This is a genomic window from Flavobacterium sp. CF108 (genome assembly GCF_900129795.1).
Taxonomy (GTDB): Bacteria; Bacteroidota; Bacteroidia; order Flavobacteriales; family Flavobacteriaceae; genus Flavobacterium.
In genome coordinates, this window is sequence record NZ_FQWW01000001.1 from 129,710 (window position 1) to 152,395 (window position 22,686).

The window sequence follows — 22,686 nt, forward strand, 5'->3', positions numbered from 1 at the left end:
TTATAAAAACCTCAAAGTAAATATTCTTAGCGAGCTTTGCGTTAAAATAAAAAATTGGAATTTGGAATTTAAATTTTGGAATTTTTATCCCCCGACACGCTTCGTTTTAAATCCTTTTTCTTTTAAAATTGCCATAATTTTGTCGCGGTAATCGCCCTGAATGATGATCGAATCATCTTTAAAAGTACCGCCAACACTCAATTTTGTTTTGATTTCTTTGGCTAATACTTTAAAATCTTCATCGCTTCCTTCGTAACCTTCAATTATAGTCGTTGGTTTTCCTTTGCGTTTTTCAAATTTACAGATCATAGGTTCTTTTTGTACATACAAAACATGATCCTGTTCCTGAATTTGTTCAGGTTCATTTGATTCTTCGTGATCTGGAAATAAGTTTTTTAACTGATCTTTTAAATCCATAAATTTTTTATTATAAAAAATAAATTCCAAATATTAAGTCTTTTAAAAATTAAATTCCAAATTCCAATGTAAGTTTGGAATTTGGAATTTTAATATTGGAATTTATTTAAGTTTTTATTTTTTTATTAAACCTAATTCTACCAAACGTTCGTGTAAAAACTCGCCCGCTGAAATATCTTCATATTTCTTAGGATTCTCTGCATCAATACATTTATCTAAACAATCCAAACGCATATCGCTTACCGGATGCATAAAAAACGGAACTGAATAACGAGAAGTTCCCCATAATTCTCTAGGCGGATTTACAACCTGGTGAATTGTAGATTTAAGTTTATTATTAGTATGTCTGGACAACATATCGCCCACATTAATAACTAATTCGTCATCTGCTGCAATAGCATCAATCCATTCGCCATCATGGTTTTGAACCTGAAGCCCTTTACCTTGCGCTCCCATTAATAAAGTGATTAAATTAATATCACCGTGAGCAGCTGCACGAATTGCATTTTCTGGCTCAGAAGTAATTGGTGGATAATGAATTGGTCTTAAAATAGAGTTTCCTTCTTTTGCATAATTATCAAAATAAAACTCATCAAGTCCAAGGTGTAAAGCCAAAGCTCTTAAAACATAAATACCCGTTTTTTCAAGCATTTGGTAAGCATCTTTTCCAACCTCATTAAAGCGAGGTAACTCTTTAACTTCTACATTTTCAGGATATTCTGAAGCCCATTTAGAATCTTGGTTAACATACTGTCCAAAATGCCAGAATTCCTTCAAATCTCCCTCTTTACGGCCTTTAGCATGTTCTTTTCCAAAAGATACATAACCTCTTTGTCCGCCAATTCCGGGAATTTCATAATTATGCTTAGTTTCTACTGGCAAGGCGAAAAATTTTCTAATTTCACCATAAAGTTCGTCTACCAATTTGTCATCTAAGAAATGACCTTTTAAGGCAACGAAGCCAATGTTTTCAAATGCACTGCCGATTTCATTTACAAATTTTTGTTTACGTTTCGGGTCGTCCGAAAGGAAATCACGTAAGTCTACACTAGGAATGTTTTGCATACTTTACATTTTTATTTAAGAAAAAAAGGCGCATTAAGCCTTTCAATAACAAAGGTAGAGAATATTTTATATTTGAATTTTATAAATTACCATAAAATTTAATTTTATATCCAATTTTTAATACAAATTCTGAATAATAATTTCAAAAGCGTTGAAATTAATACACTTATTATTTTGTAGCTAAAATAAGATAAAAAATACTTGTCTGACAAAAAAATCCGATTATATTTGTGTTCGATTTTTTTAAATAGAAAACTGCAAATTATTTTCTATTTTTATAGAATTAACGAATACACGTTTTTAAATTATTTAACAATTACCGATAAAATTGTTATATTTTTTTATATTTGAAAAACTAAACTTACTACAAAAATGATCTTTTACAGAGAAAACCTGACTGACGAAAAATTACTAGATTTATATAAAAAAATCCTGAAACCGCGCTTGATCGAAGAAAAAATGCTCATTTTGATCCGACAGGGAAAAGTTTCAAAATGGTTTTCAGGAATTGGCCAGGAAGCTATTGCAGTAGGGGTTACGTCTGTTTTAGACGAATCTGAATACGTATTGCCAATGCACCGAAATCTTGGTGTGTTTACTACAAGAAACATTCCTTTGCACCGACTTTTTTCGCAATGGCAGGGAAAAGCAAACGGTTTTACAAAAGGCCGTGACAGAAGTTTTCACTTTGGAACTCAGGAATACAATATTATAGGAATGATTTCGCATTTGGGTCCGCAATTAGGTATTGCTGACGGAATTGCGCTAGCTAATAAACTTCAGGATAATAAAAAAATTACCGCTGTTTTTACCGGAGAAGGTGCAACCAGCGAAGGTGATTTTCATGAAGCATTGAACATTGCGGCAGTTTGGAAGCTTCCGGTTATGTTTGTTATTGAAAACAACGGCTACGGACTTTCTACACCAACAAACGAACAATATTTATGTGAAAACCTTGCCGATAAAGGAATTGGTTACGGTATTGAAAGCTGGATTATTGACGGAAATAATATTGTTGAAGTCTACAACAAATTATCGCAGTTAAAAAAGGAAATGATCGAAAATCCGCACCCGGTTTTATTAGAATTTAAAACATTCAGGATGCGCGGGCATGAAGAGGCGAGTGGTACAAAATACGTTCCGCAGGAATTAATGGACGAATGGGAAGCTAAAGATCCTGTTACCAATTATAAAAAATATCTGATAGAAACTGGAGTTCTTACTGAAGGACTTGATGAACAATTACGCTCTGAAATAAAACAGGAAATTGATGAAAACTGGGCAATTGCAAACGCCGAACCTGAAATAGAGCCAACTTACAGCGGAGAATTAGATGATGTTTATAAAGACTTTGAATATGAAGAATATACTCATGGCGAAGAAGTAAAAAATATTCGTTTTATAGATGCTATCCGAAATAGTTTAGAACAATCTATGTGGCGTAATAAAAACTTAGTTATTATGGGTCAGGACATTGCTGAATATGGTGGTGCTTTTAAAATTACAGATGGATTTGTTGATGCTTTTGGGAAAGATCGAGTACGCAATACACCAATTTGTGAAAGTGCCGTAGTTTCGGCCGCAATGGGATTATCTATCAATAATTATAAAGCCATTGTCGAAATGCAGTTTGCTGATTTTGTTTCGACAGGTTTTAACCCAATTGTCAATTTATTAGCAAAATCACATTATCGCTGGGGCGAAAAAGCCGATGTTGTGGTTAGAATGCCTTGCGGCGGAGGAACACAAGCCGGGCCGTTTCATTCACAGACAAATGAAGCTTGGTTTACTAAAACTCCAGGTTTAAAAGTCGTTTATCCTGCGTTTCCTTATGATGCAAAAGGTTTATTGAATACTGCCATTAACGATCCAAATCCGGTTTTGTTTTTTGAGCACAAACAATTATACAGAAGTGTTTATCAAGACGTTCCAACTGATTATTATACTATTCCGTTTGGTAAAGCCGCTTTATTAAAAGAAGGAAATGCCGTAACTATTATTGCTTTTGGAGCTCCGGTTCACTGGGCTTTAGAAACGTTAGCCAATAATCCTAAAATCCAAGCTGATTTAATTGATTTAAGAACTTTACAGCCGCTTGATACCGAAACTATTTTTGCTTCTGTTAAAAAGACCGGAAAAGTAATTATATATCAGGAAGATACTATGTTTGGTGGAATCGCAAGTGATCTTTCGGCTTTAATTATGGAAGAATGTTTCGAATATTTAGACGGTCCGGTAAAAAGAGTGGCAAGTTTAGATTCGCCAATTCCGTTTACAAAAGCGCTTGAAGATCAGTTTTTAGCTAAAAATCGTTTTGAGGAGGTTTTATTCGAGTTACTGAAATACTAAGATTCTAAGTTGCTAAGATATTAAGGTTCTAAGATGCTGAGATTGTTTCTGAGTTTTAAAAAAACTTAGAATCTTAGTATCTTAGAACCTTAGCAACTTTAAATAAGAACAACCAATCTTTTGCCATCAGAAACTTCTGCGTCCCACATTTTCTCGATATCGACTAAATTCACTTTCTCGATATTTACTTTTAGTTTGTTTTGAGAAGCCAAAAGAAACATTTCAGGAAGAATTTCTGAGAATAATAATTTCACTTCATCTCTAGTCCAGCTTCCTAAACCTGAACCAGACAATTGTAAATCAACGCTTCGTAAAATTTGTGCAGATAATTGAATCGTATCACCAGACATTGAACCAACAGAAACATATCTCGTTTTAGGAGTAAAATTTCCGTTTCCTTTTAAAACCGAAAGAATCAATTCTGCCGAATGTCCCCACAAATAATCCAAAACAATATCAATTGGTGTATTTTGATGAATTTCTTTAAGCTGCGAAACAAAGTTTTCATCATTCTGTTTTAAAGAAACAATTTCGTCAGCACCTAATTCTAAAAGACTTTGGAGCGTTTTCTCATTTCTTCCGGTAACAATTATTTTCTTCGCTCCGTAATGTTTCGCAATCTGAATGGCCATTTGACCTGTAAAACCCGTTGCGCCATTAATTAAAACCGTTTCTCCCGGTTTTATTCCGGCTCTAAAACGAAGCGCCATTGCCGAACCTGCAACTGCATTTGGCATTGCTGCGGCTGTTGCATCTTCAATTCCATGTGGTAATGCAACCATTCTGTTTTTTTCGACTAAAGCTTTTTCGGCTATTGTTCCGGAAATTCCGCGAGCATAAACTCTGGTTCCGTTTTCGAGCAAACCAATGGCGTCACTGCCAATTACAAATCCGTTTTGATTTTCATTTTCCGAAGAATAATGTTCTCCGCTTGCAATTCCTTTGTCCAGATTGGTAATCGCCACGGCTTTAACCGAAATTAAAACCTCATTTTCATTTGATGCGATTGGCTCTTGGAATTCTGCATATTTTGGCAATTCGCCTTTTTTATAAACTACTGCTGCTTTCATAATTTTTATAAATATTAAATTTTATGAAGCAAAATTATAATGCCGTTTATGGGCAGACAATAACATTTGTTATCAAATGAAATAAGAAACAATTATCAAGTTTTTTTTTTAACCATATAAGTTATATAAGAAATTATAAGCTAGTCTTAAATTAACTTATATGGTGAAATTTTAATTATTTTTTGTGAACCAGTTTACTTTTTATTCGGCTTAAATGAACCGTGCTTACACCAAGATAAGAAGCAATGTAATGCTGTGGAACTCGCTGTACAATTTGAGGTTTTTCTTCAATTAAACTGAGATAACGCTGAGTAGGGGAGTCTTTTATGAAAGAAAAAAAGTGTTTCATATAATCAAATGTTCTTTGAAAAAGCATATTGATTAACCGATCCCGAAGTTCTGGAATTTCCTTTATTTCTTCCAAAATTGTATCGACATCATTTTTAGAAATCCACCATAAAACAGAAGGTTCGATTGTTTCCACCACAACCGGACTTGGGAATTTTTTAATGAAACTTTCTATAGAAGCAACACTTTGATTTTCGAAAAAAAACTGCGAAGTCAAATCTTTTCCGTTATTATTAAACCAAACTCTTATACAGCCTTTTTCGATTATAAAAAGCTTTTTAGAAACTTCGCCTTCTTCAATCAAAACTGTTTTGGCAGGAACTTCAATACGATTGAAATAACTTATGTATTCAATCCATTTCTCATCGGTTAAAGGAAATTTATCTCGGAATTGGTCGAACATTTTTTTAATAAATTATTAAGCTACATTAGAATTATATCCTGTACGAATAGACAAAATATGAATTATTATTTGATCAAGTAACTCAATATTTTCGTTATCAATCAACACAGAGATTTTTTGTGAGGAACTCCAAAATTTATGTTTTATATCAGCCACTTTAATTCCATCTAAAAAATAAGAAAAATCAGTATTGAAAGAAAAAATATTCTCTGGAGTTATCCTTAAAATTGCATTTTGGTTAGATATATAGATTTTATTAATTTCACTTATATCTTTGGTTTTTTCTTTATTTTGAAATAAAATTTCATACTTCGCAGAACTGAAAGCAGGTTCATAACTTTGAAGTTCTAAAATAAGATCATCATTAGAATCAAAAATTTTGATTAAATTCTTTCGAAGCCAGTTAAATTTTATTGTAGAATAAAACAACAATTTGTCATCTTTATAAACAAATAAATTTTGATTCTTATCTTCTACAATTTCTATTTCCATTTAAGAATCATTTCGAATCCGATTCCACTTCAAACAACTGCACCTGACTTTTCAATCTATCAATCAACAAATTCATCATTCGTTTGTTTAAACTCGATGAATTTTTAATATAGGTTTCGTATTCTTCAATAGTAAAAAGCGCCATTACAATTCCTTTTAGAGAATTACGGAACTTAATATCTTTTTGAATGGAATTTTCTATAGTCTGCAGTTTCTTCTCAACTGTGTATGAATAAAAATCAGCTTTGTTTTTATTGACGTAATTAATAAAAACTGCAATAAACAAATCGTTCTGAAGTTTTAGAATAGGTCTAATCGTCTGATTTTGAAAGATCTCATCTGGAGAAGATTGAGCACTTACAGTTCCTAAAGTTTCGCCTCTTAATTCTCTTAAAAAAGTGTCTCTATCTGCCATGTTTTTTCTTTAAATTTAGAAAAAAAAATAACGCAAAAATAATTTCACCATATAACTGATATAAGAAAATTTAAGTTTTATTCTTAACTAACTGAAATTGCTTGTATTTAGAAAATAAATTAATTTTAACTGTACATTTATCATAGAAATTAAGTTTTATATTAATTTAACCAAATAATTTAAATGAACTTATATAACTTATATGGTTCAAAAAACACACTCATGAATATAAAATCTTTTCTTTTTCTTCTGCTGATATCGGTTACCATGGTTTCCTGCAATTCTAAAGAAGATAAAAATGGTTATCAGGAAGTTTTGTATCGCGCTGTAAACAATAAAGACACTGCAATTTTAGCGCTAAATATAAGTGATAAACGCTTTTTTGGTCGTTATGAAATATCTTATTATAAAGTAGGGAAGGATTCCGGTGATGTAAGAGGGGATATAAACGGAAATACTTTAAGAGGTGATTTTCATTTTATATCAAACGGCGGAAGCTGGAAAAGAGTGCCTTTAGCTTTGCTTAAAAAAGAAAATAAACTGATTCTGGGAAATGGAGTAGTGGGAACTTATATGAATCTTCCGTGTTTTATTAACGGAACTTTGAATTATAAAGATCCTAAGTTTGTTTTTGAAGAGATTGGGAAATAGTTTCAAGTTTTCTTTGTTTCAGTTTCAGGTTTTTAAACTTTGTCTTTAGTTTTAGCGTAAAGTATTGTCATTTCAACGAAGGAGAAATTTCCGCAAGTAACTCCACAATCTTTGTAGATTTTGCAACGAAGATTTCTCCTTCGTTGAAATGACAAACGCTGGGAACTTGAAACCTGAAACAAACAAAACCTGAAACAAAAACTCTACCGATCCAAAACCCCAATCTGCGACGGAAGTTCAAATATTTCAAGATCGAAATAAATAACCGACGCCATAATATGATCGAAAATATCAGACATTATATATTCGTAATTTGCCCAGCGCTTATCGCTTGAGAAAACATAAATTTCTAAAGGAACTCCGTGTGCAGTCGACTGCAGCTGGCGGCACATAATATGCATGTTTTTATTTAATCCGGGATGATCTAATAAATACTGCATAATATATTTTCTAAACAAACCTAAATTGGTCATATTACGTCCGTTGAGAGCAAGTGATTTATCAATTCCTCGAAGATCATTGTACTTTTCAATTTCAGCTTGTCTGGTTTCAATATAGGAAGTAATAAGCTGAATTCCTTTCATATGATTGAGATCATCATTATTCAGAAAACGAATACTGCTGCTTTTAATCAAAATATGTCTTTTAATACGTCTTCCTTCAGAGTTCTGCATACCGCGCCAGTTTTGAAAAGAATCAGAACTTAAAGCATACGTTGGAATCGTGGTAATGGTATTATCAAAATTTCGAACTTTTACGGTCGTTAAATTGATTTCGATTACATCGCCATCGGCACCAAATTTATCCATTGTAATCCAGTCGCCAATACGAACCATATCGTTTATAGCAACCTGAACACTCGAAACAAATCCTAAAATAGTATCCCTGAAAATCAAGATAATAATAGCAGAAAGAGTTCCTAAAATGGTTAACAATTCGCCTTTTTTGATTCCGAATAAAGTCGAAATAATCATCGCAACTCCAAAAATCCAAAGCACAATCATAATAACCTGAACGAAACTGTCGATAGGCTTGTCACTGTATTCCGGTTTTTGCTTTAGATAATCACGAAGTGCATTAAAAATCGTTCTGATGATCCATAAACTGATCAAAACGATATAAATACCAACGATTTTTCCGAAAAGTGATTCCCAATATTCGTATTTGTCCAAAATAATTGGAACGGCTTTATAAATAAAGAAAAACGGAATTAAATACGCGGTGTATTTTGTGGTTTTATTGTGAATTAAATAATCGTCAAACTTTGTTTTGGTACGCTGGGCAAAAATGGCCGTAAGCGTTACCAAAACAAATTTTGCGACATAATAAATGGCATAAGCCAAAGCCACCATAATGGCAATATTAAAGATCAGACTGATATAAGACGCAAAATTGCGGCTCATTCCCCAATGCCTGAAAAGAGGGTATAAAAAATTGAATATTTTATCCAAAAGGTTAAGCATTTGCTTTAGTTTCTAAATATTTTTTCTCGATGTAGAAAGTTCCAAACGGAATAAGAGAAGCAATTAGTATAATAGCAAATGTTTTTAAATCCCAGTTTTGAGATTTTTTCAATAAAAAAGCCAAAATGATATAACCTATAAATAACACACCGTGTGTCATTCCTAAAGGTCTTAATAAAGTATGGTAAAGTTCTGGATTATTAGTTTTAATAATAAGCATATTGGCAAATAAAACTAAATATGAAATTCCTTCTAAAATAGCGGTAACTTTAAAAATCTTAAGCATGTAGATATATTTTGAGATTATAGCAGCAAAATTAAGTATTAGGATTGGTTTTTAAGTTATGTGTCAGGAAAGTAATTTACTTTTGTAATCTTAAACTTTGATAATGAGCAAACGCGATTTAAAAAAATATTTAACAGAACTAAGCAAAGAACAACTCGAAGAACAGCTTATTGAGCTGTATGAAAAATTTGCCCCTGTAAAAGTGTATTACGATTTTGTTTTTAACCCAAAAGAAGACAAACTTTTGCAGGAATCTAAGGTTAAAATTTCTCACGAATATTTTCCCATAAAAAAGCCCAATGCAAAATGGCGTCCGAAGGCAAAAATGCGCCGTTCGGTTGCTCAAAAAATCATCAAACATTTCATAATGTTAGGTGTTGATCCATTTATTATTGCCGATTTGATGTTTTATAATATTGAAATTGCACAAACTTATTCTGCAAATAACTACATTAAGCAGGAATTATTTTACAAAAGCATTTTTAATTCGTTTGAACAAGCAGTAAATTTTGTCATTTCTAACGGAATCCTGATTGAATTTAAAGCAAGAATTGAAATGATTCATCAAGAGATTTTGCAGCAAAAATGGAAAAATAAGTATGATTTTGAAGCAATTCTGGATAAAATCGACTTATAAAAACACTTCCTATAAAAAATCTTATTTAAAAAAATCATTTATTTTAGGTTAAAATAAGATGAATAACTGTTTTTTAGATGTATTTTTGCAAAAATCCAAAAATAAACAATGTCTCAAAACACTTTAGAAATAGAAAGAGAAGAGAAAAAAGAACTTTATGCATACCAAAAAGGCGATATCGATGCCATTTTTGACCGCTTAGACAATGCTCCTCAAAAACATCATTTATTGTATCAATTGCCAACTGGAGGCGGGAAAACAGTAATTTTCTCTGAAATTGTGCGTCGTTATTTATCTCATAATGACAAAAAAGTGGTGGTTTTAACACACCGTATTGAGCTTTGTAAACAAACTTCAAAAATGTTGAAAGGCTTTGGCGTAAGCAATAAAATAATCAACAGTAAGGTAAAAGAATTGCCGGACCAAAATGATTATTCTTGTTTCGTGGCCATGGTTGAAACTTTAAAAAACCGTATCAACGACGAAAAACTGCACCTTGACAATATTGGTTTGGTGATTATTGACGAGGCACATTACAACTCATTTAGAAAACTATTAAACTCATTTAAAAATGCTTTTATTCTTGGAGTAACAGCAACACCTTTGAGTTCAAACATAAAATTACCAATGCACCAAAGCTACGACGAACTTATCGTTGGGGACACTATTGGTTCATTGATCGACAAAGGATTTTTGGCCAGAGCAACAACCTATAGTTATGATGTTGGTTTGACTTCATTAAAAGTAGGTATCAACGGAGATTATACCGTAAAATCATCTGATGATCTGTATACCAATTCCTTAATGCAGGAAAAATTGCTTCATGCGTATACAGAACGTTCTTTAGGCAAGAAAACTTTAATTTTCAATAACGGTATTCATACATCATTATATGTATATGATACTTTTAGAGAAGCTGGTTACGATATCAGACACCTTGATAATACAAGCAGTTCTGAAGAGCGTAAAGATATTTTGGCCTGGTTCAAGAAAACTCCTGATGCAATTTTGACTTCTGTCGGAATTTTAACAACTGGTTTTGATGAGCCAACAGTTGAGACCATTATCTTAAACAGAGCAACAAAATCATTGACATTATATTTCCAGATGATTGGTCGTGGATCTCGTAAATTACCTGGTAAAGACGAGTTTACAGTAATCGATTTAGGAAACAACGCCGCTCGTTTTGGTTTATGGAGCGAACCGGTAAACTGGCAGCACATTTTTAAATCTCCAGAATTTTATTTGGAGAATCTTAGAGACGATACTGAGATCGAAATGTTCTTTAAATACAGCATGCCGCCAGAATTAAGAGCAAAATTCAGCAAAACCACTGATGTTACTTTTGATGTTGAAGAAGAACACAAACTGGCAATCAAACAAAATTTACGTTCGAAAATTGTTTTAGATAAATCGCTTGAGCAGCACGCCGCAATGTGTGTTGATAATACTGAAACGCTTCAGGAAGCAAAAGCTTTATCAAGAGAATTAGAAGACGATATTGAATGCCGAATTAAACGTTACGCAAAATGTTTAAGTCAGTGTAGTAAAAACTACCGCGAATGGCTTCTGGATGATTACAAGCAAAGATTGACCTTATTAGTAGGTAAAAAATACCGCGAAAAAATCATGAACGAACCGGATTAAGAATAAAGGTTAAAAAAGTTTCAGGTTTCATGTTTCAAGTTGTTACTCTGAACTAAATAAAATGTATGATCTTTGTCAAAGTTTGAAACTTTGACAAAGATTTTTAGTTTCAGCTTGTATAATAATCAATCTGCAGCAAATCTAAAATCAGAACTCTAAAATCTAAAATAAAAAACATGTCTAAACAATTCTCAACATTAGGACTTTCAGCGCCAATTTTAAAAGCTTTAGGCGAATTAAACATTGTTGAACCTACGGAAATTCAACAAAAAACAATTCCGCTTTTATTGTCTGAAAACCACGATGTTGTTGGTTTAGCCAAAACCGGAACGGGAAAAACAGCTGCTTTTGGGCTTCCGTTATTGCAATTAATTGACACGGAATCTCCTGTAGTTCAAGCTGTAATTTTAGTTCCAACAAGAGAATTAGGACATCAGATTTTTAGAAATTTAGAAGATTTTTCAAAATATATTCCTAATATTTCAATTGCAGCAACCTGCGGTGGAATTCCGATAAAGCCTCAAATTGAGCGCCTTACATCGCCAACACATATTATAGTGGCGACTCCGGGACGTTTAATCGATTTGATCCAAAGAAAAGCGGTTGATTTAAAACAAACCCAATTTTTAGTTTTAGATGAAGCCGATGAAATGGTTTCAATTCTAAAAGAAAGCCTTGATGAAATTCTGGTTGAAATCCCTAAAAAACACCGCACTTTATTATTCTCAGCTACTTTACCGGGAACAATCAAACAATTGGTTCAGAATTACTTAAATAAAAATATAGTTCAGGTAAGTGCCAATATGGAAACTGTTGGTAACCAAGGAATAGATCACGAATATATTGTAGTTGATCCAATTGAAAAATTAGATGTTTTAATGCATTTTCTAAATTCAAAAGATGGAGAACGCGGTATAATTTTCTGTAAAACAAAAGCTGCCGTTAATAAATTAGCCAAAAATCTGGCGATAAACCGTTTTTCTTCGGGTGCAATTCATGGAAGTTTATCACAGGGAATTCGTGACAGAATCATGGAGCAATTCCGCGAAGGACATATCAATATATTAGTTGCAACCGATTTAGCAGCGAGAGGAATTGACGTAAAAGAAATCTCTTATGTTGTAAATTACCATTTACCGGATGCCTACGAAACGTATGTTCACCGAAGCGGAAGAACTGCCAGAGCAGGAGCAAAGGGACTTTCATTAACTGTTTTGCAAGAAGAGGAAGTAGCGGAAATTGCTGATTTTGAAAGAGAACTGGGTCTTAAATTTACCAAATTTCAAAAACCTTCGGCCTTGAGTATTGAAGAAAACAATACACTTTTATGGGCGAAACAAATCTTTAAAACGAAACCAAATCACGATATTTCGACTGATTTGAAAACGAAGGTAAAAACCGTTTTTCATCATCTTACAAAAGAGGAACTGATTGAGAAATTATTAGCCAATTATGTGTTGCAAAACAAAATTGAAGTTACAGAAAAGCCTGTTAAAAAATTCAAAAAGTAAGACTTTAAGCTTCTAAATCTGCTGATTTATGTTGTAATTTTATACGGAATTTTAATCCTAAAAATACAGCATAAATTAGAATGGAAGATATTCATATAAACGAGATTACACTTGACGATATTGACCAATTACAAAAAATTGGCCGACAAACTTTTCAGGAGACTTTTTCAGAACATAATTCTGAAGAAAACATGCTCACTTATCTAGATGAAAAGTTTTCTAAAGAAAAATTGACGGAAGAACTAACGAATAAAAACTCTCAATTTTATTTCGCCGTTCTTGGTAATAACACAATTGGTTATTTAAAAATAAACTTCGGAGAATCGCAGACTGAACTGCAGGACGAAAAATCCCTTGAAATTGAACGAATTTATGTTTCAAAAGAATTTCACGGAAAAAAAGTCGGGCAATTACTTTATGAAAAAGCGATTCAAATAGCCAAAGAAAAGAATGCTGACTATGTTTGGTTAGGAGTCTGGGAAGAAAATCATCGTGCATTAAGTTTTTATAAAAAGAATGGTTTTATCGAGTTTAACAAACACATTTTTAAACTTGGAAATGATGAACAAACTGATATTATGATGAAACTTAAATTGACTGAATAATTCTCAAAAAAGGAAAACAAAACTCTAATTTGAGTTTCGTATTTGGAATTAAAATGTTAAATTTATGGAACTGCTAAGGCAAAAACAATTTTACTCATAAATCCTACTTAATAAAACAATACGTATGAATATAGTCATTATAGGAGGTGGTTTTGCAGGAATAAATCTCGCAAAAGAACTTGTAAACCATCCTCAAATACAAGTAACCCTTGTAGATAAAAACAATTATAATTTTTTTCCTCCGCTTATATATCAGGTTGCAACCGCTTTTTTAGAACCATCAAGTATTAGTTATCCTTTTAGAAAATTTTTTGCAGGTAAAAAGAACCTTCAGTTTCGTTTAGGTGAATTACTATCTGTAGTTCCTGCCGAAAATAAAATCATTCTGAGCAACGGCGAATTAACATACGATTATTTAGTTTTTGCAACGGGTGCCGAAACGAGTTATTTTGGTATGGAAAACGTAATGAAAAACGCTATCCCGATGAAAACTTTAAATGATGCCATCGAAATGCGAAATGCATTGCTTAAAAACCTTGAAAAAGCGGCTATTACTAAAGATATTCGTAAACGACGTAAATTATTAACGATTGTTGTTGCCGGAGGCGGACCAACTGGTGTTGAAGTTTCTGGAATGTTTGCCGAAATGAGAAAAAATATTCTATTGAAAGAATATCCGGAATTAGAAACATCTGCCAGTAATGTTTATTTAGTCGACGGAGGAGATGCATTATTGTCGCCAATGAGTGAAGCGTCTCAAAAAGATACTCTGGAAGCCCTTACAAAACTTGGCGTTGTTGTAAAACTGCACACTCGTGTTGTTGATTATGTCGATGATACGGTACATTTTGAAAATGGAGAAACAATCAAAACCAAAAACCTAATTTGGGCGGCTGGAGTTTCTGCCAAACTTTTTGACGGAATTCCGAAAGAAAGTTACGGCCGCGGCCGACGTATGGCTACAGATCAATATAGTAAGGTTAATCGTTTAGACAACATTTATGCTATTGGTGATACTGCAATTTCTGCTGGTGATAAAAATTTCCCTGACGGACATCCACAGGTTGCACAAGTTGCGATTCAGCAAGGATTAAATTTGGCTAAAAACTTCAAGGCAATGACTCAAAATAAACCTTTGAAAGCATTTGCTTATAACGATAAAGGTTCAATGGCGATTATTGGAAAAAACAAAGCCGTGGTTGATTTACCAAGTCCGAAATGGCATTTTAAAGGATTCTTTGCCTGGATTATTTGGCTGTTTATTCACTTAATTTCTTTAATTACATACAGAAACAGACTGAATACTTTCTGGAACTGGATGGTTGCGTATTTCGCAAGAGATCAATCTCTTAGAATGATTATTAGACCAGATAAGAAACAACAATTGGAATAAAGTTTTAAATTCCAAAATTTTTAAATTCCAAATTCCAATTATCGGAGTTTGGATTTTTTTGTGTTTAAAAACCTATCGGGTTTAGTCACACTGAGAGGGCTTCGACTTCGCTCAGCCTGACATCGCGTGAGATTAAGTTATTTATGTTGTCAGCCTGAGCGAAGTCGAAGGCTCACAAAGTATTGTCATTTTTCTGGCTTTTTTATTTACAATACAATTGGAATTTGGAATTTAAAAAAAATGGAATTTAACTATTTAGTGCCCAACAACCACATCATCACTTTCAGCAATCTCAATCTTATTTTTAATAAAACGTTTTCCGATATTTAAAACTACAAAAGCAATAATTGTAGTAACGGTCATAATAAGAACCATTGGTGCAACAGAATCCTTAACAAAAATTCCCACAGCAAATGAAGCTAAAGCCCCTAATCCTAATTGAATAGCGCCCATTAAAGCCGAAGCACTTCCGGCATTTTTAGCAAATGGAGCCATTGTAAGTCCGGCAGTATTTGGGTTTGAAATTCCTAAACAGCCCAGGAATAAAAACAACATTACAATTGTCGAATACAATCCTAAAAGGTTATTTACAGAAAGTATCAGGAATACAATAGTAATCAGCGATTGCAAAATTAAAGCGGCAAAAATCATCTGTTCACTGGAAAATCTCTTTAATAAAACCGAATTTAACTGGCTTGAACCAATAAAACTAACAGACATAAAAGCAAAAATCCATCCATATGTTTTAGCATCAACATGGTAAATATCCATAAAAATGATAGGTGAGGCCGCTACATAAGTAAATAATCCCGAAAAAGCGATTGCTCCGGTAAATGCGTAAGTATAAAACTGAGGCTCTTTAAGGACTTTTAAAAAGTTTGAAATAATTGGTTTTGGTTTTAAAGAAATAGAATGATCTGGTTTATAACTATTTGGCAAACCAACTTGAGAAGCAATTAAAATGGCAATTCCCATACAAAATAGTATAAGAAATACAATATGCCATCCAAAATCTTGCGTTACATAACCACCAATTGTTGGTGCCAGCATCGGCGAAAGCCCTAAAACAAGCATTAATAAAGAGAATACTTTAGGAATATCTTTTACAGGAAACAAATCACGAACCATAGCAACAGAAGCCACTGTTGCAGCACAACTTCCGATAGCCTGAATAAAACGTAAGAAGATAAAGGAATCAATATCAGCAACGTATACACAGCCTAAAGAAGCTAAAATATACACCATCAACCCAATAAATAAAGGCTTTTTACGTCCGAAACGGTCTAATAATGGACCATAAAGTAATTGTCCGGCAGAAATTCCGATAAAATAACTGGATAAACTCATTGAAACTTTTGCTACAGAAGTATTTAAATCCTTAGCAATATCAGAGAAACCAGGCAGATACATATCAATAGAAAAAGGGCCAAGTGCTGTTAAAGAACCTAAAATGAGGATGAGCTGAATATATTTTTTTGTTGTCATTTTCTTAAAAAAAGGCTTATAATTTTTTGCAAAGGTAAAGATTTCATACCTTGTAGTAAATGTTAAACGTATTTAATATCTAAAACGTAACATAGTAATCTTAAAAAATTAAAAATATGAAAAAGTATATTCTATTATTGGCCATTCTTTTTACAACAATTTCTTTCGCTCAAACCATTTCATCCAAACAAGAAGATGCAAATGTTGAGCAATATGCATTACTAACAAAAGTAAATCAATATTATCCGGATATTACTTTAAGCAAAACGATTACGAATTTTTATGCTGATGGAAAGATTATCGATTCACAGCAGCAATTTGATTTAAAAGGAACGAAATTTTCAAGCTATAAACTTGGAATTGAACCAGACAATAAAAAATTATTATTTGAATATGTTTCTGATGAAACTGGAAAAGTTTACGGCGACGTGTCAATTTTTAAAGGAAATGTTTTGAGAACAACATTTACCGAAAAGACAAATCAGATTGAAGTTTCACTTAACGGAAAATCCGTTTATTTGAAAAATTTAAATTAAATTCTCAAATACGGGAAATATAGAGCATCACAAATTTATGTGATGCTTTTTTTCATTTATATTTGAATCATAATTCTGCATATTTTAAAATTTATGAAAAAAATTATTTTATTCCTGATTCTTATAAACTTTCAATCTTATTCGCAAACCAATAAATTTACCGGCACATGGGGATCAGAAAAATGTAAAGACTGTAAAAAACAATATGTATTTACCATTACAATGGCACAGTCAAATTATATGATTTCTGGAACTGCAGAAGTTGCAAGCGATTCTAAAGAGTTAAATTCAGGAGTTTTAGACGTTACCGGATATGTTTATCCATTAGGTGACACAGCTCAAATAAAACTAATAAATAAAGACGGATCAAGTTCAAGCGCAGTTTTAGTTGTAGAAGATAATGTAATACAATTTAGAAAACGAGGCGGAAATGATTTAGTACCAAAAGAGCTAATTATGAGGAAATTACACGAATAAAGCTCTATTAAAGGCTTATCTATTTTTGAACTATAATTTATATTATGTAAAATAGGAAATTATGACAATAATACATCTATTGCTCATTATTATTAAGCTGGATAATCTAAACATCTGCCTCTAGCCTTAAACAACATAAATTGAATAATTTAATTTAATAAGCTATTAACCTCTATACTTACAACAATGAAAATCAATCAATTGTTTAAAATTTATTCATAAATAAACATTTTGAAAGCCTTGAATTCAGTAAATCTTAACATTTCTTTAAAATAATTAGATTCTAATCAAGATGCTTTCATTGTAAGAGTTTATTTTATTATTTTTACATTCAATATTTTAAAAGATATTATACCATATATGAATACAATTGCTGAGCATATTGCAGATTTTTTAAAAGAATACCCGCCGTTTGATAACTTAACTTTTCAGGAATTATCAGATATCGCTACAAATATTCGTGTCATTAATTTAGAAAAACATGCAGTATTGTTCCAAAATAATGATCCGCTTCACGACAGTTTTTATGTTGTAGCTTCTGGTATCATTAATCTAACAACAATTGCTGATGCTGAGGAAACTATTATAAACAAATGCCACGAAGGAGATATTTTTGGTTTACGCCCGTTTTTTGCCAAAAACAACTATATGATGACGGCAAAAGCACGTGAAGAAAGTATTGTTTATGCTATTCCAATTGCTGTTTTCCGTCCGTTTGTAGCTAATAATTCAGATGTTTTAAACTTTTTACTGGAAAGTTTCGCAGTAAATTCAAGACATACACGAGATAATTCCCGTTCTAACGGAAAATTAGATCCTGATAGTAATTTCATGGATCAGCAGAATGAGATGCAGTATATTCAGTCTCTTTCTTATAATAATTCTCCATTAACAACAGAATCTCACCATATTGTAAAAGATGTTGCCATTTTAATGACAGAATCTATGGTGGATAATATTGTAATTTGCGAAAAGAATAACCCAATTGGTATTGTTACCCACGCCGATTTATCTTCAAAAATTGCAACTGGACGTTACCCAATTACGGAGACAATTGACAAAATAATGTCTTCTCCGGTTGTTACGGTAATTGAAAATGTTTCTCTGGCCGAAGCTCAGCTTTTAATGCTGAAACATAATGTTTCTCACCTTTGTGTGACTAAAGACGGAACAAGTAAATCTGCTGTAAAAGGAATTATTTCTGAACACGATTTAATTGTGGCTCAAGCTAGTAACCCTGGTGTTTTAATTAAAGAAATTAAGCGCTCGCAGCTTCCAAAAGATTTAAAACAAATTCGTGATCGCTTATCAGATTTGATTCAGAATTCGATTCAGAAAAATATACCAATTTCTCATGTTAGTAATATTGCAAGCGAAATTAACCTTGCCATTATTAAACGTGCGGTAGAATTGTCAATTTTAGATTTAGGCTCCCCTCCTGCCAGATTTGCATGGTTAAGCATTGGTAGTCAAGGGCGTAAGGAACAGCTTTTATTGACAGATCAGGATAGTATTTTAATTTTTGAAGATGTTGCCCCTGAGAAATATCGTGAGGTAAAAGATTACTTTTTAAGACTGGCAAAAAGAACAACTGCCATACTTGAAAAAGTGGGTTACGAATATTGTCCAAACGGCCACATGGGAAGTAATATGTTATGGTGTAAATCATTGAGTGACTGGACAAAACAATACAACAGCTGGATGAATACTCCAGGTGAAAACAGCAACGATTTGAGCAGTATTTTCTTTGATTATGAGATCGTAATTGGCGAAGCTAAAATTGAAGAAGTTATAGAAAATGTAGTTTTCAAAAATGCCGTAAACAATACTTTATTCTTTGACTTTTTAGGAAACGATGCCTTGAAGAGAAATTCTCCTTTGAGCTTCTTTAAAAAATTCATTGTTGAAGAAGAAGGCCCGCAGAAAGGGAAATTCGACATTAAAACCCGTGCCTTAATGCCGCTTATTGACAGTGCGCGTTTATTAATTTTGAACGCGAATATAAAAGGAATCAAAAATACTTATTTAAGATTCAAACAATTAGCGATTACAGATTCTAAAAATGCTGAAATATATTTAAGTTGTGCCGAAGCATTTTTAACGCTTTCAAAATTTAGAACTGTTGAAGGTTTGAAAAATGATGATTCCGGACAATATATTAATTTAAGAGAAATGTCTAAAACAGACAAAGAGAAGTTAAAAAATGCTTTAACCCCGATGAAAGACCTTGAGGAACTAATTAAGAGTAAATTTCAACTTACACAATTCTCATAAATATGCTAGACTGGATCAAAAATATTAATAAAGAATATCCGGAATTCTGGAAAGATTACTTAACGAAATTAGAAGCAAAACCAACCAAATATGTGGTTTTGTCTACTGAAACTTCTGGCTTAAACCCTAATAAGGATGTTATTTTATCTTTAGGGGCTTTTTCGGTTATTGACGAAAGTATTGTAATTAAGGAAAATTTTGAAGCGGTTTTACTTCAGTATAAATTTTTAGAAGAACACGGAATTTCTAATGAATTTATCATCGAAAGTAAAATGAACAAAATGCCTGAAGCTGAGGCTTTAGAAGCGTTTATAAATTTTATTGGAAATGCAGTTCTGGTTGGTCATCATATTAATTTTGATATTGAAATGCTAAACGCTGCTCTCGAAAGATTAGATTGCGGAAGATTAAAAAATGAAGCTCTCGATATTGATGTTATGTATCGAAAATTAACCGATATTAATGACAAGCAGTTTTCTTTAAACGATTTATGCGAGATTTATAAAATCCCAAAAAGCGACAGAAATTCTTCTGCAGAGGATGCTTATAAAATTGGGCTTTTGTTTTTGAAGCTGAAGTCGAGATTGGGGATTAAATAAAAATCCTAAACATTAACAGCCGTCAGGCTGAGCGAAGTCGAAGCCCACTCATACAGAATCACTTTGCGGGGCTTCGACTTCGCTCAGCCTGACATATCTTTTCGAATATATTCTTTGTAAAATAAAAACACATAAAAAAATGCCTCTTAAAAAACTTAAGAGGCATTTTTTTTATAACTATAAATTCTAGAATTAAGAAATTCTATTATTAAAAATTTCTTCTACAATCTCCGGATTCAATAAAGTTGACGTATCTCCAAAATTAGAATTATCACCTTCGGCTATTTTACGTAAAATTCTACGCATGATTTTTCCAGAACGTGTTTTTGGCAAACCAGAAACGAATTGGATTTTATCTAATTTTGCGATTGGCCCAATATGGTCAGAAATATATTGGTTGATCTCTTTTGATAAATTTGTTCTGTCTCTAACTTCTCCTGTTTCTTTCAGGATTACATAACCGTATAAAGCGTTTCCTTTAATATCATGCGGGAAACCAACAATAGCAGATTCTGCAACTGCTGGGTGTTCGTTGATTGCATCTTCGATTGGAGCTGTTCCTAAATTATGACCAGAAACAATTACAACGTCATCTACTCTACCCGTAATTCTGTAGTAACCAACTTCGTCTCTTAAAGCTCCGTCGCCTGTAAAGTATTTTCCAGGGAAAGCAGAGAAATAAGTGTCTTTATAGCGTTGGTGATCTCCCCAGATTGTTCTGGCGATTCCTGGCCAAGGGAATTTAATACATAAACTTCCAACAACTTGGTTTCCTTCAATTTCATTACGTTTTTCATCCATTAAAACCGGCTGAATTCCAGGTAATGGCAACGTTGCATAAGTTGGTTTTGTTGGCGTTACAAAAGCAATTGGCGAAATCATGATTCCTCCGGTTTCTGTCTGCCACCAAGTATCTACAACCGGACATCTTTTATCTCCTACGTGGTCGTTGAACCAGTGCCAAGCTTCCTCGTTGATTGGTTCTCCAACAGATCCAATAACTTTAAGCGATTTTAGAGGATATTTTTGAATATAATCTAAGCTTTCTTTTGCTAATGAACGAATTGCTGTTGGTGCTGTATAAAATTGTGTGATTTTATGTTTTTCGATAATATCCCAAAAACGGCTAAAATCAGGATAAGAAGGAACTCCTTCAAAAATTACGGTTGTTCCGCCATTTAGTAATGGTCCGTATAAAATGTATGAGTGTCCTGTAATCCATCCAATATCTGCCGTACACCAGAAGATATCATTTTCTTCGTGACTGAATACGTTTTTGAATGTATAAGCCGTATAAACCATGTATCCAGCTGTTGTATGCACCATTCCTTTTGGTTTTCCTGTAGATCCTGAAGTATAAAGAATAAACAAAGGATCTTCGGCATCCATAATTTCAGCAACACTATTGTCAAGAGCTGCATCTAATAAAGGCTGTAACCAAATGTCACGACCTTCTTTCATTGCCACTTCTGTTTTTGTTCTTTTTACCACTAAAACTTTTGAAACTGACGGACAAGTATCTAAGGCTTCGTCAACAATAGATTTTAAATCAATTGTTTTGTTTCCTCTGTAACCTCCATCAGATGTAATTACCATTTTACATTCGCTGTCGGTAATTCTTGCAGAAACCGCAGAAGCAGAAAATCCGGCAAAAACTACTGAGTGAATTGCCCCAATTCTGGCACAAGCCAAAACAGAAACTGCTAATTCAGGAATCATTGGTAAGTAAATACAAACTCTATCTCCTTTACGAATTCCCTGCTCACGCAAAACATTCGCCATTTTTGAAACTCGTTCGTATAATTCGTTATAAGTTATATGTAAAGCACTTTCAGACGGATCATTCGGTTCAAATATAATAGCCGTTTTTTCTCCTCTTTTGCTTAAATGTCTGTCGATACAGTTTTTGGTAATGTTAACTTTAGCGTCAGTAAACCATTTTACTTCGGCATCAGCCATATTAAAATCAACAACTTTTTCCCACTGTTGATACCAAGTAAAGTTTTCTTCGGCAATTTTCCCCCAAAATTTTCTTGGCTCTCTTATTGACTTATTGTAATGTTTAAAATATTGTTCTAAATTTTCAATTTTATAATAACTCATAGGTTTGTGGAATTTTTTTTATAAATGTATTAAATATGCGTCTATTCTTAAAATTATTTAATTCATAAATTTTGTATAAAAAAAACATATAATAAATAAAATATACGTTTTTTTTAAAGTTATTCTAAAAAAAGACAATTTAAGAAAAAATCTAAATCGCAAAAAAGGTATGACAAAGAAATTATCATACCTTTTTATTTAACAAATTTCAATAACAATTAATTTTGTAATTCTGCATTACAAATGCTTTCCCTACTTTGAAAATAGCAGCAGCTTTATTAATTATAATAGAAATTTCAACAAGTATATTTTTTAATTAAAAAATATACCCCAATTTTAGGGATCCGCTTCACTTAACTTGTTTGTCTCACAGAAGTTAAGTGAATGCAAAATGCATCTATATCTATTTTCTTAATAAGTGCTTACTAATTCAAAATATTAATTTAAAACATTGATACAG

21 protein-coding genes are annotated in these 22,686 nt (G+C 32.6%); 11 read left to right on the forward strand and 10 right to left on the reverse strand.

The window, feature by feature from the left end; genetic code table 11:
• Positions 1–84: 84 nt before the first annotated feature.
• Complete coding sequence (locus BUE10_RS00655) at positions 85–417, reverse strand: translation initiation factor (RefSeq protein WP_073482965.1); 333 nt, start codon at positions 415–417, stop codon at positions 85–87.
• A gap of 114 nt (positions 418–531) precedes the next feature.
• Positions 532–1,482: an isopenicillin N synthase family dioxygenase gene (locus BUE10_RS00660; protein ID WP_073481215.1), complete on the reverse strand. Its 951-nt coding sequence runs from the start codon at positions 1,480–1,482 to the stop codon at positions 532–534.
• 372 nt (positions 1,483–1,854) lie between these two features.
• Between BUE10_RS00660 and BUE10_RS00665 the strand changes: the two genes are divergently transcribed.
• Complete coding sequence (locus BUE10_RS00665; RefSeq protein ID WP_073481217.1) at positions 1,855–3,831, forward strand: alpha-ketoacid dehydrogenase subunit alpha/beta; 1,977 nt, start codon at positions 1,855–1,857, stop codon at positions 3,829–3,831.
• Between the two features lie 98 nt (positions 3,832–3,929).
• Here the strand turns inward: BUE10_RS00665 and BUE10_RS00670 are convergent, their stop codons facing one another.
• From BUE10_RS00670 to BUE10_RS00685, 4 genes are all read right to left on the reverse strand, one after another.
• The gene (locus tag BUE10_RS00670; RefSeq protein WP_073481219.1) at positions 3,930–4,901 is read right to left on the reverse strand and encodes a quinone oxidoreductase family protein; all 972 of its coding nucleotides are present in this window, start codon (positions 4,899–4,901) and stop codon (positions 3,930–3,932) included.
• A gap of 175 nt (positions 4,902–5,076) precedes the next feature.
• On the reverse strand, positions 5,077–5,652 hold the full coding sequence (locus BUE10_RS00675; protein WP_073481221.1) for a Crp/Fnr family transcriptional regulator: 576 nt from the start codon (positions 5,650–5,652) through the stop codon (positions 5,077–5,079).
• A 15-nt stretch (positions 5,653–5,667) separates the two neighbouring features.
• Positions 5,668–6,144, reverse strand: a complete 477-nt coding sequence (locus BUE10_RS00680; protein ID WP_073481223.1) for a hypothetical protein — start codon at positions 6,142–6,144, stop codon at positions 5,668–5,670.
• Between the two features lie 7 nt (positions 6,145–6,151).
• The gene (locus BUE10_RS00685; RefSeq protein WP_073481225.1) at positions 6,152–6,559 is read right to left on the reverse strand and encodes a glyoxalase; all 408 of its coding nucleotides are present in this window, start codon (positions 6,557–6,559) and stop codon (positions 6,152–6,154) included.
• Positions 6,560–6,781: 222 nt separating this feature from the next.
• On the opposite strand from BUE10_RS00685, the gene BUE10_RS00690 reads away from it, so the two are divergent.
• Positions 6,782–7,210, forward strand: a complete 429-nt coding sequence (locus BUE10_RS00690) for a hypothetical protein (protein ID WP_073482967.1) — start codon at positions 6,782–6,784, stop codon at positions 7,208–7,210.
• Between the two features lie 203 nt (positions 7,211–7,413).
• Here the strand turns inward: BUE10_RS00690 and BUE10_RS00695 are convergent, their stop codons facing one another.
• Positions 7,414–8,673, reverse strand: a complete 1,260-nt coding sequence (locus BUE10_RS00695; protein ID WP_073481227.1) for a mechanosensitive ion channel family protein — start codon at positions 8,671–8,673, stop codon at positions 7,414–7,416.
• On the reverse strand, positions 8,666–8,959 hold the full coding sequence (locus BUE10_RS00700) for a DUF3817 domain-containing protein (protein WP_056209352.1): 294 nt from the start codon (positions 8,957–8,959) through the stop codon (positions 8,666–8,668). Before BUE10_RS00700 ends, BUE10_RS00695 begins: the two co-directional genes overlap by 8 nt.
• Positions 8,960–9,062: 103 nt before the next feature.
• On the opposite strand from BUE10_RS00700, the gene BUE10_RS00705 reads away from it, so the two are divergent.
• The 5 genes from BUE10_RS00705 to BUE10_RS00725 all read left to right on the forward strand — a co-directional run bounded on the left by BUE10_RS00705 (position 9,063) and on the right by BUE10_RS00725 (position 14,752).
• Positions 9,063–9,596 carry a DUF6155 family protein gene (locus BUE10_RS00705; RefSeq protein ID WP_073481228.1) on the forward strand — a complete coding sequence of 178 codons (534 nt, stop codon included), beginning with the start codon at positions 9,063–9,065 and terminating at the stop codon, positions 9,594–9,596.
• A gap of 108 nt (positions 9,597–9,704) precedes the next feature.
• A complete protein-coding gene (locus BUE10_RS00710; RefSeq protein WP_073481230.1) occupies positions 9,705–11,243 on the forward strand; it encodes a DEAD/DEAH box helicase in 1,539 nt (512 codons plus the stop codon).
• 176 nt (positions 11,244–11,419) lie between these two features.
• A complete protein-coding gene (locus tag BUE10_RS00715; RefSeq protein WP_073481232.1) occupies positions 11,420–12,754 on the forward strand; it encodes a DEAD/DEAH box helicase in 1,335 nt (444 codons plus the stop codon).
• Between the two features lie 80 nt (positions 12,755–12,834).
• Positions 12,835–13,359, forward strand: coding sequence for a GNAT family N-acetyltransferase (locus BUE10_RS00720; protein ID WP_073481233.1), 525 nt, complete (start codon positions 12,835–12,837; stop codon positions 13,357–13,359).
• A 124-nt stretch (positions 13,360–13,483) separates the two neighbouring features.
• Positions 13,484–14,752: an NAD(P)/FAD-dependent oxidoreductase gene (locus tag BUE10_RS00725; protein WP_073481235.1), complete on the forward strand. Its 1,269-nt coding sequence runs from the start codon at positions 13,484–13,486 to the stop codon at positions 14,750–14,752.
• A 255-nt stretch (positions 14,753–15,007) separates the two neighbouring features.
• Here the strand turns inward: BUE10_RS00725 and BUE10_RS00730 are convergent, their stop codons facing one another.
• On the reverse strand, positions 15,008–16,237 hold the full coding sequence (locus BUE10_RS00730; protein WP_073481237.1) for a multidrug effflux MFS transporter: 1,230 nt from the start codon (positions 16,235–16,237) through the stop codon (positions 15,008–15,010).
• A gap of 116 nt (positions 16,238–16,353) precedes the next feature.
• On the opposite strand from BUE10_RS00730, the gene BUE10_RS00735 reads away from it, so the two are divergent.
• From BUE10_RS00735 to BUE10_RS00750, 4 genes are all read left to right on the forward strand, one after another.
• Positions 16,354–16,773 (forward strand): hypothetical protein, encoded by a 420-nt coding sequence (locus BUE10_RS00735; RefSeq protein ID WP_073481238.1) that lies wholly within the window; start codon positions 16,354–16,356, stop codon positions 16,771–16,773.
• Positions 16,774–16,866: 93 nt separating this feature from the next.
• A complete protein-coding gene (locus BUE10_RS00740; RefSeq protein WP_073481240.1) occupies positions 16,867–17,250 on the forward strand; it encodes a hypothetical protein in 384 nt (127 codons plus the stop codon).
• Positions 17,251–17,610: 360 nt separating this feature from the next.
• On the forward strand, positions 17,611–19,524 hold the full coding sequence (locus BUE10_RS00745) for a DUF294 nucleotidyltransferase-like domain-containing protein (RefSeq protein WP_073481242.1): 1,914 nt from the start codon (positions 17,611–17,613) through the stop codon (positions 19,522–19,524).
• A gap of 2 nt (positions 19,525–19,526) precedes the next feature.
• Complete coding sequence (locus tag BUE10_RS00750) at positions 19,527–20,123, forward strand: 3'-5' exonuclease (RefSeq protein ID WP_073481244.1); 597 nt, start codon at positions 19,527–19,529, stop codon at positions 20,121–20,123.
• 192 nt (positions 20,124–20,315) lie between these two features.
• Here BUE10_RS00750 and acs read toward each other — a convergent pair whose 3' ends face one another.
• Positions 20,316–22,226 carry an acetate--CoA ligase gene (gene acs / locus BUE10_RS00755; protein ID WP_073481246.1) on the reverse strand — a complete coding sequence of 637 codons (1,911 nt, stop codon included), beginning with the start codon at positions 22,224–22,226 and terminating at the stop codon, positions 20,316–20,318.
• Positions 22,227–22,686: the final 460 nt, after the last annotated feature.

Excerpts from the sequence above, each read along its gene's own strand:
- BUE10_RS00725 (WP_073481235.1), top strand. The coding sequence starts at position 13,484 with ATGAATATAGTCATTATAGGAGGTGGTTTTGCAGGAATAAATCTCGCA.
- BUE10_RS00695 (WP_073481227.1), bottom strand. The coding sequence starts at position 8,673 with ATGCTTAACCTTTTGGATAAAATATTCAATTTTTTATACCCTCTTTTC.
- BUE10_RS00720 (WP_073481233.1), top strand. The coding sequence starts at position 12,835 with ATGGAAGATATTCATATAAACGAGATTACACTTGACGATATTGACCAA.
- BUE10_RS00715 (WP_073481232.1), top strand. The coding sequence starts at position 11,420 with ATGTCTAAACAATTCTCAACATTAGGACTTTCAGCGCCAATTTTAAAA.
- BUE10_RS00705 (WP_073481228.1), top strand. The coding sequence starts at position 9,063 with ATGAGCAAACGCGATTTAAAAAAATATTTAACAGAACTAAGCAAAGAA.
- BUE10_RS00710 (WP_073481230.1), top strand. The coding sequence starts at position 9,705 with ATGTCTCAAAACACTTTAGAAATAGAAAGAGAAGAGAAAAAAGAACTT.
- BUE10_RS00660 (WP_073481215.1), bottom strand. The coding sequence starts at position 1,482 with ATGCAAAACATTCCTAGTGTAGACTTACGTGATTTCCTTTCGGACGAC.
- BUE10_RS00670 (WP_073481219.1), bottom strand. The coding sequence starts at position 4,901 with ATGAAAGCAGCAGTAGTTTATAAAAAAGGCGAATTGCCAAAATATGCA.
- BUE10_RS00655 (WP_073482965.1), bottom strand. The coding sequence starts at position 417 with ATGGATTTAAAAGATCAGTTAAAAAACTTATTTCCAGATCACGAAGAA.
- BUE10_RS00665 (WP_073481217.1), top strand. The coding sequence starts at position 1,855 with ATGATCTTTTACAGAGAAAACCTGACTGACGAAAAATTACTAGATTTA.
- acs (WP_073481246.1), bottom strand. The coding sequence starts at position 22,226 with ATGAGTTATTATAAAATTGAAAATTTAGAACAATATTTTAAACATTAC.
- BUE10_RS00735 (WP_073481238.1), top strand. The coding sequence starts at position 16,354 with ATGAAAAAGTATATTCTATTATTGGCCATTCTTTTTACAACAATTTCT.
- BUE10_RS00690 (WP_073482967.1), top strand. The coding sequence starts at position 6,782 with ATGAATATAAAATCTTTTCTTTTTCTTCTGCTGATATCGGTTACCATG.
- BUE10_RS00740 (WP_073481240.1), top strand. The coding sequence starts at position 16,867 with ATGAAAAAAATTATTTTATTCCTGATTCTTATAAACTTTCAATCTTAT.
- BUE10_RS00730 (WP_073481237.1), bottom strand. The coding sequence starts at position 16,237 with ATGACAACAAAAAAATATATTCAGCTCATCCTCATTTTAGGTTCTTTA.
- BUE10_RS00700 (WP_056209352.1), bottom strand. The coding sequence starts at position 8,959 with ATGCTTAAGATTTTTAAAGTTACCGCTATTTTAGAAGGAATTTCATAT.
- BUE10_RS00745 (WP_073481242.1), top strand. The coding sequence starts at position 17,611 with ATGAATACAATTGCTGAGCATATTGCAGATTTTTTAAAAGAATACCCG.
- BUE10_RS00750 (WP_073481244.1), top strand. The coding sequence starts at position 19,527 with ATGCTAGACTGGATCAAAAATATTAATAAAGAATATCCGGAATTCTGG.
- BUE10_RS00685 (WP_073481225.1), bottom strand. The coding sequence starts at position 6,559 with ATGGCAGATAGAGACACTTTTTTAAGAGAATTAAGAGGCGAAACTTTA.
- BUE10_RS00680 (WP_073481223.1), bottom strand. The coding sequence starts at position 6,144 with ATGGAAATAGAAATTGTAGAAGATAAGAATCAAAATTTATTTGTTTAT.
- BUE10_RS00675 (WP_073481221.1), bottom strand. The coding sequence starts at position 5,652 with ATGTTCGACCAATTCCGAGATAAATTTCCTTTAACCGATGAGAAATGG.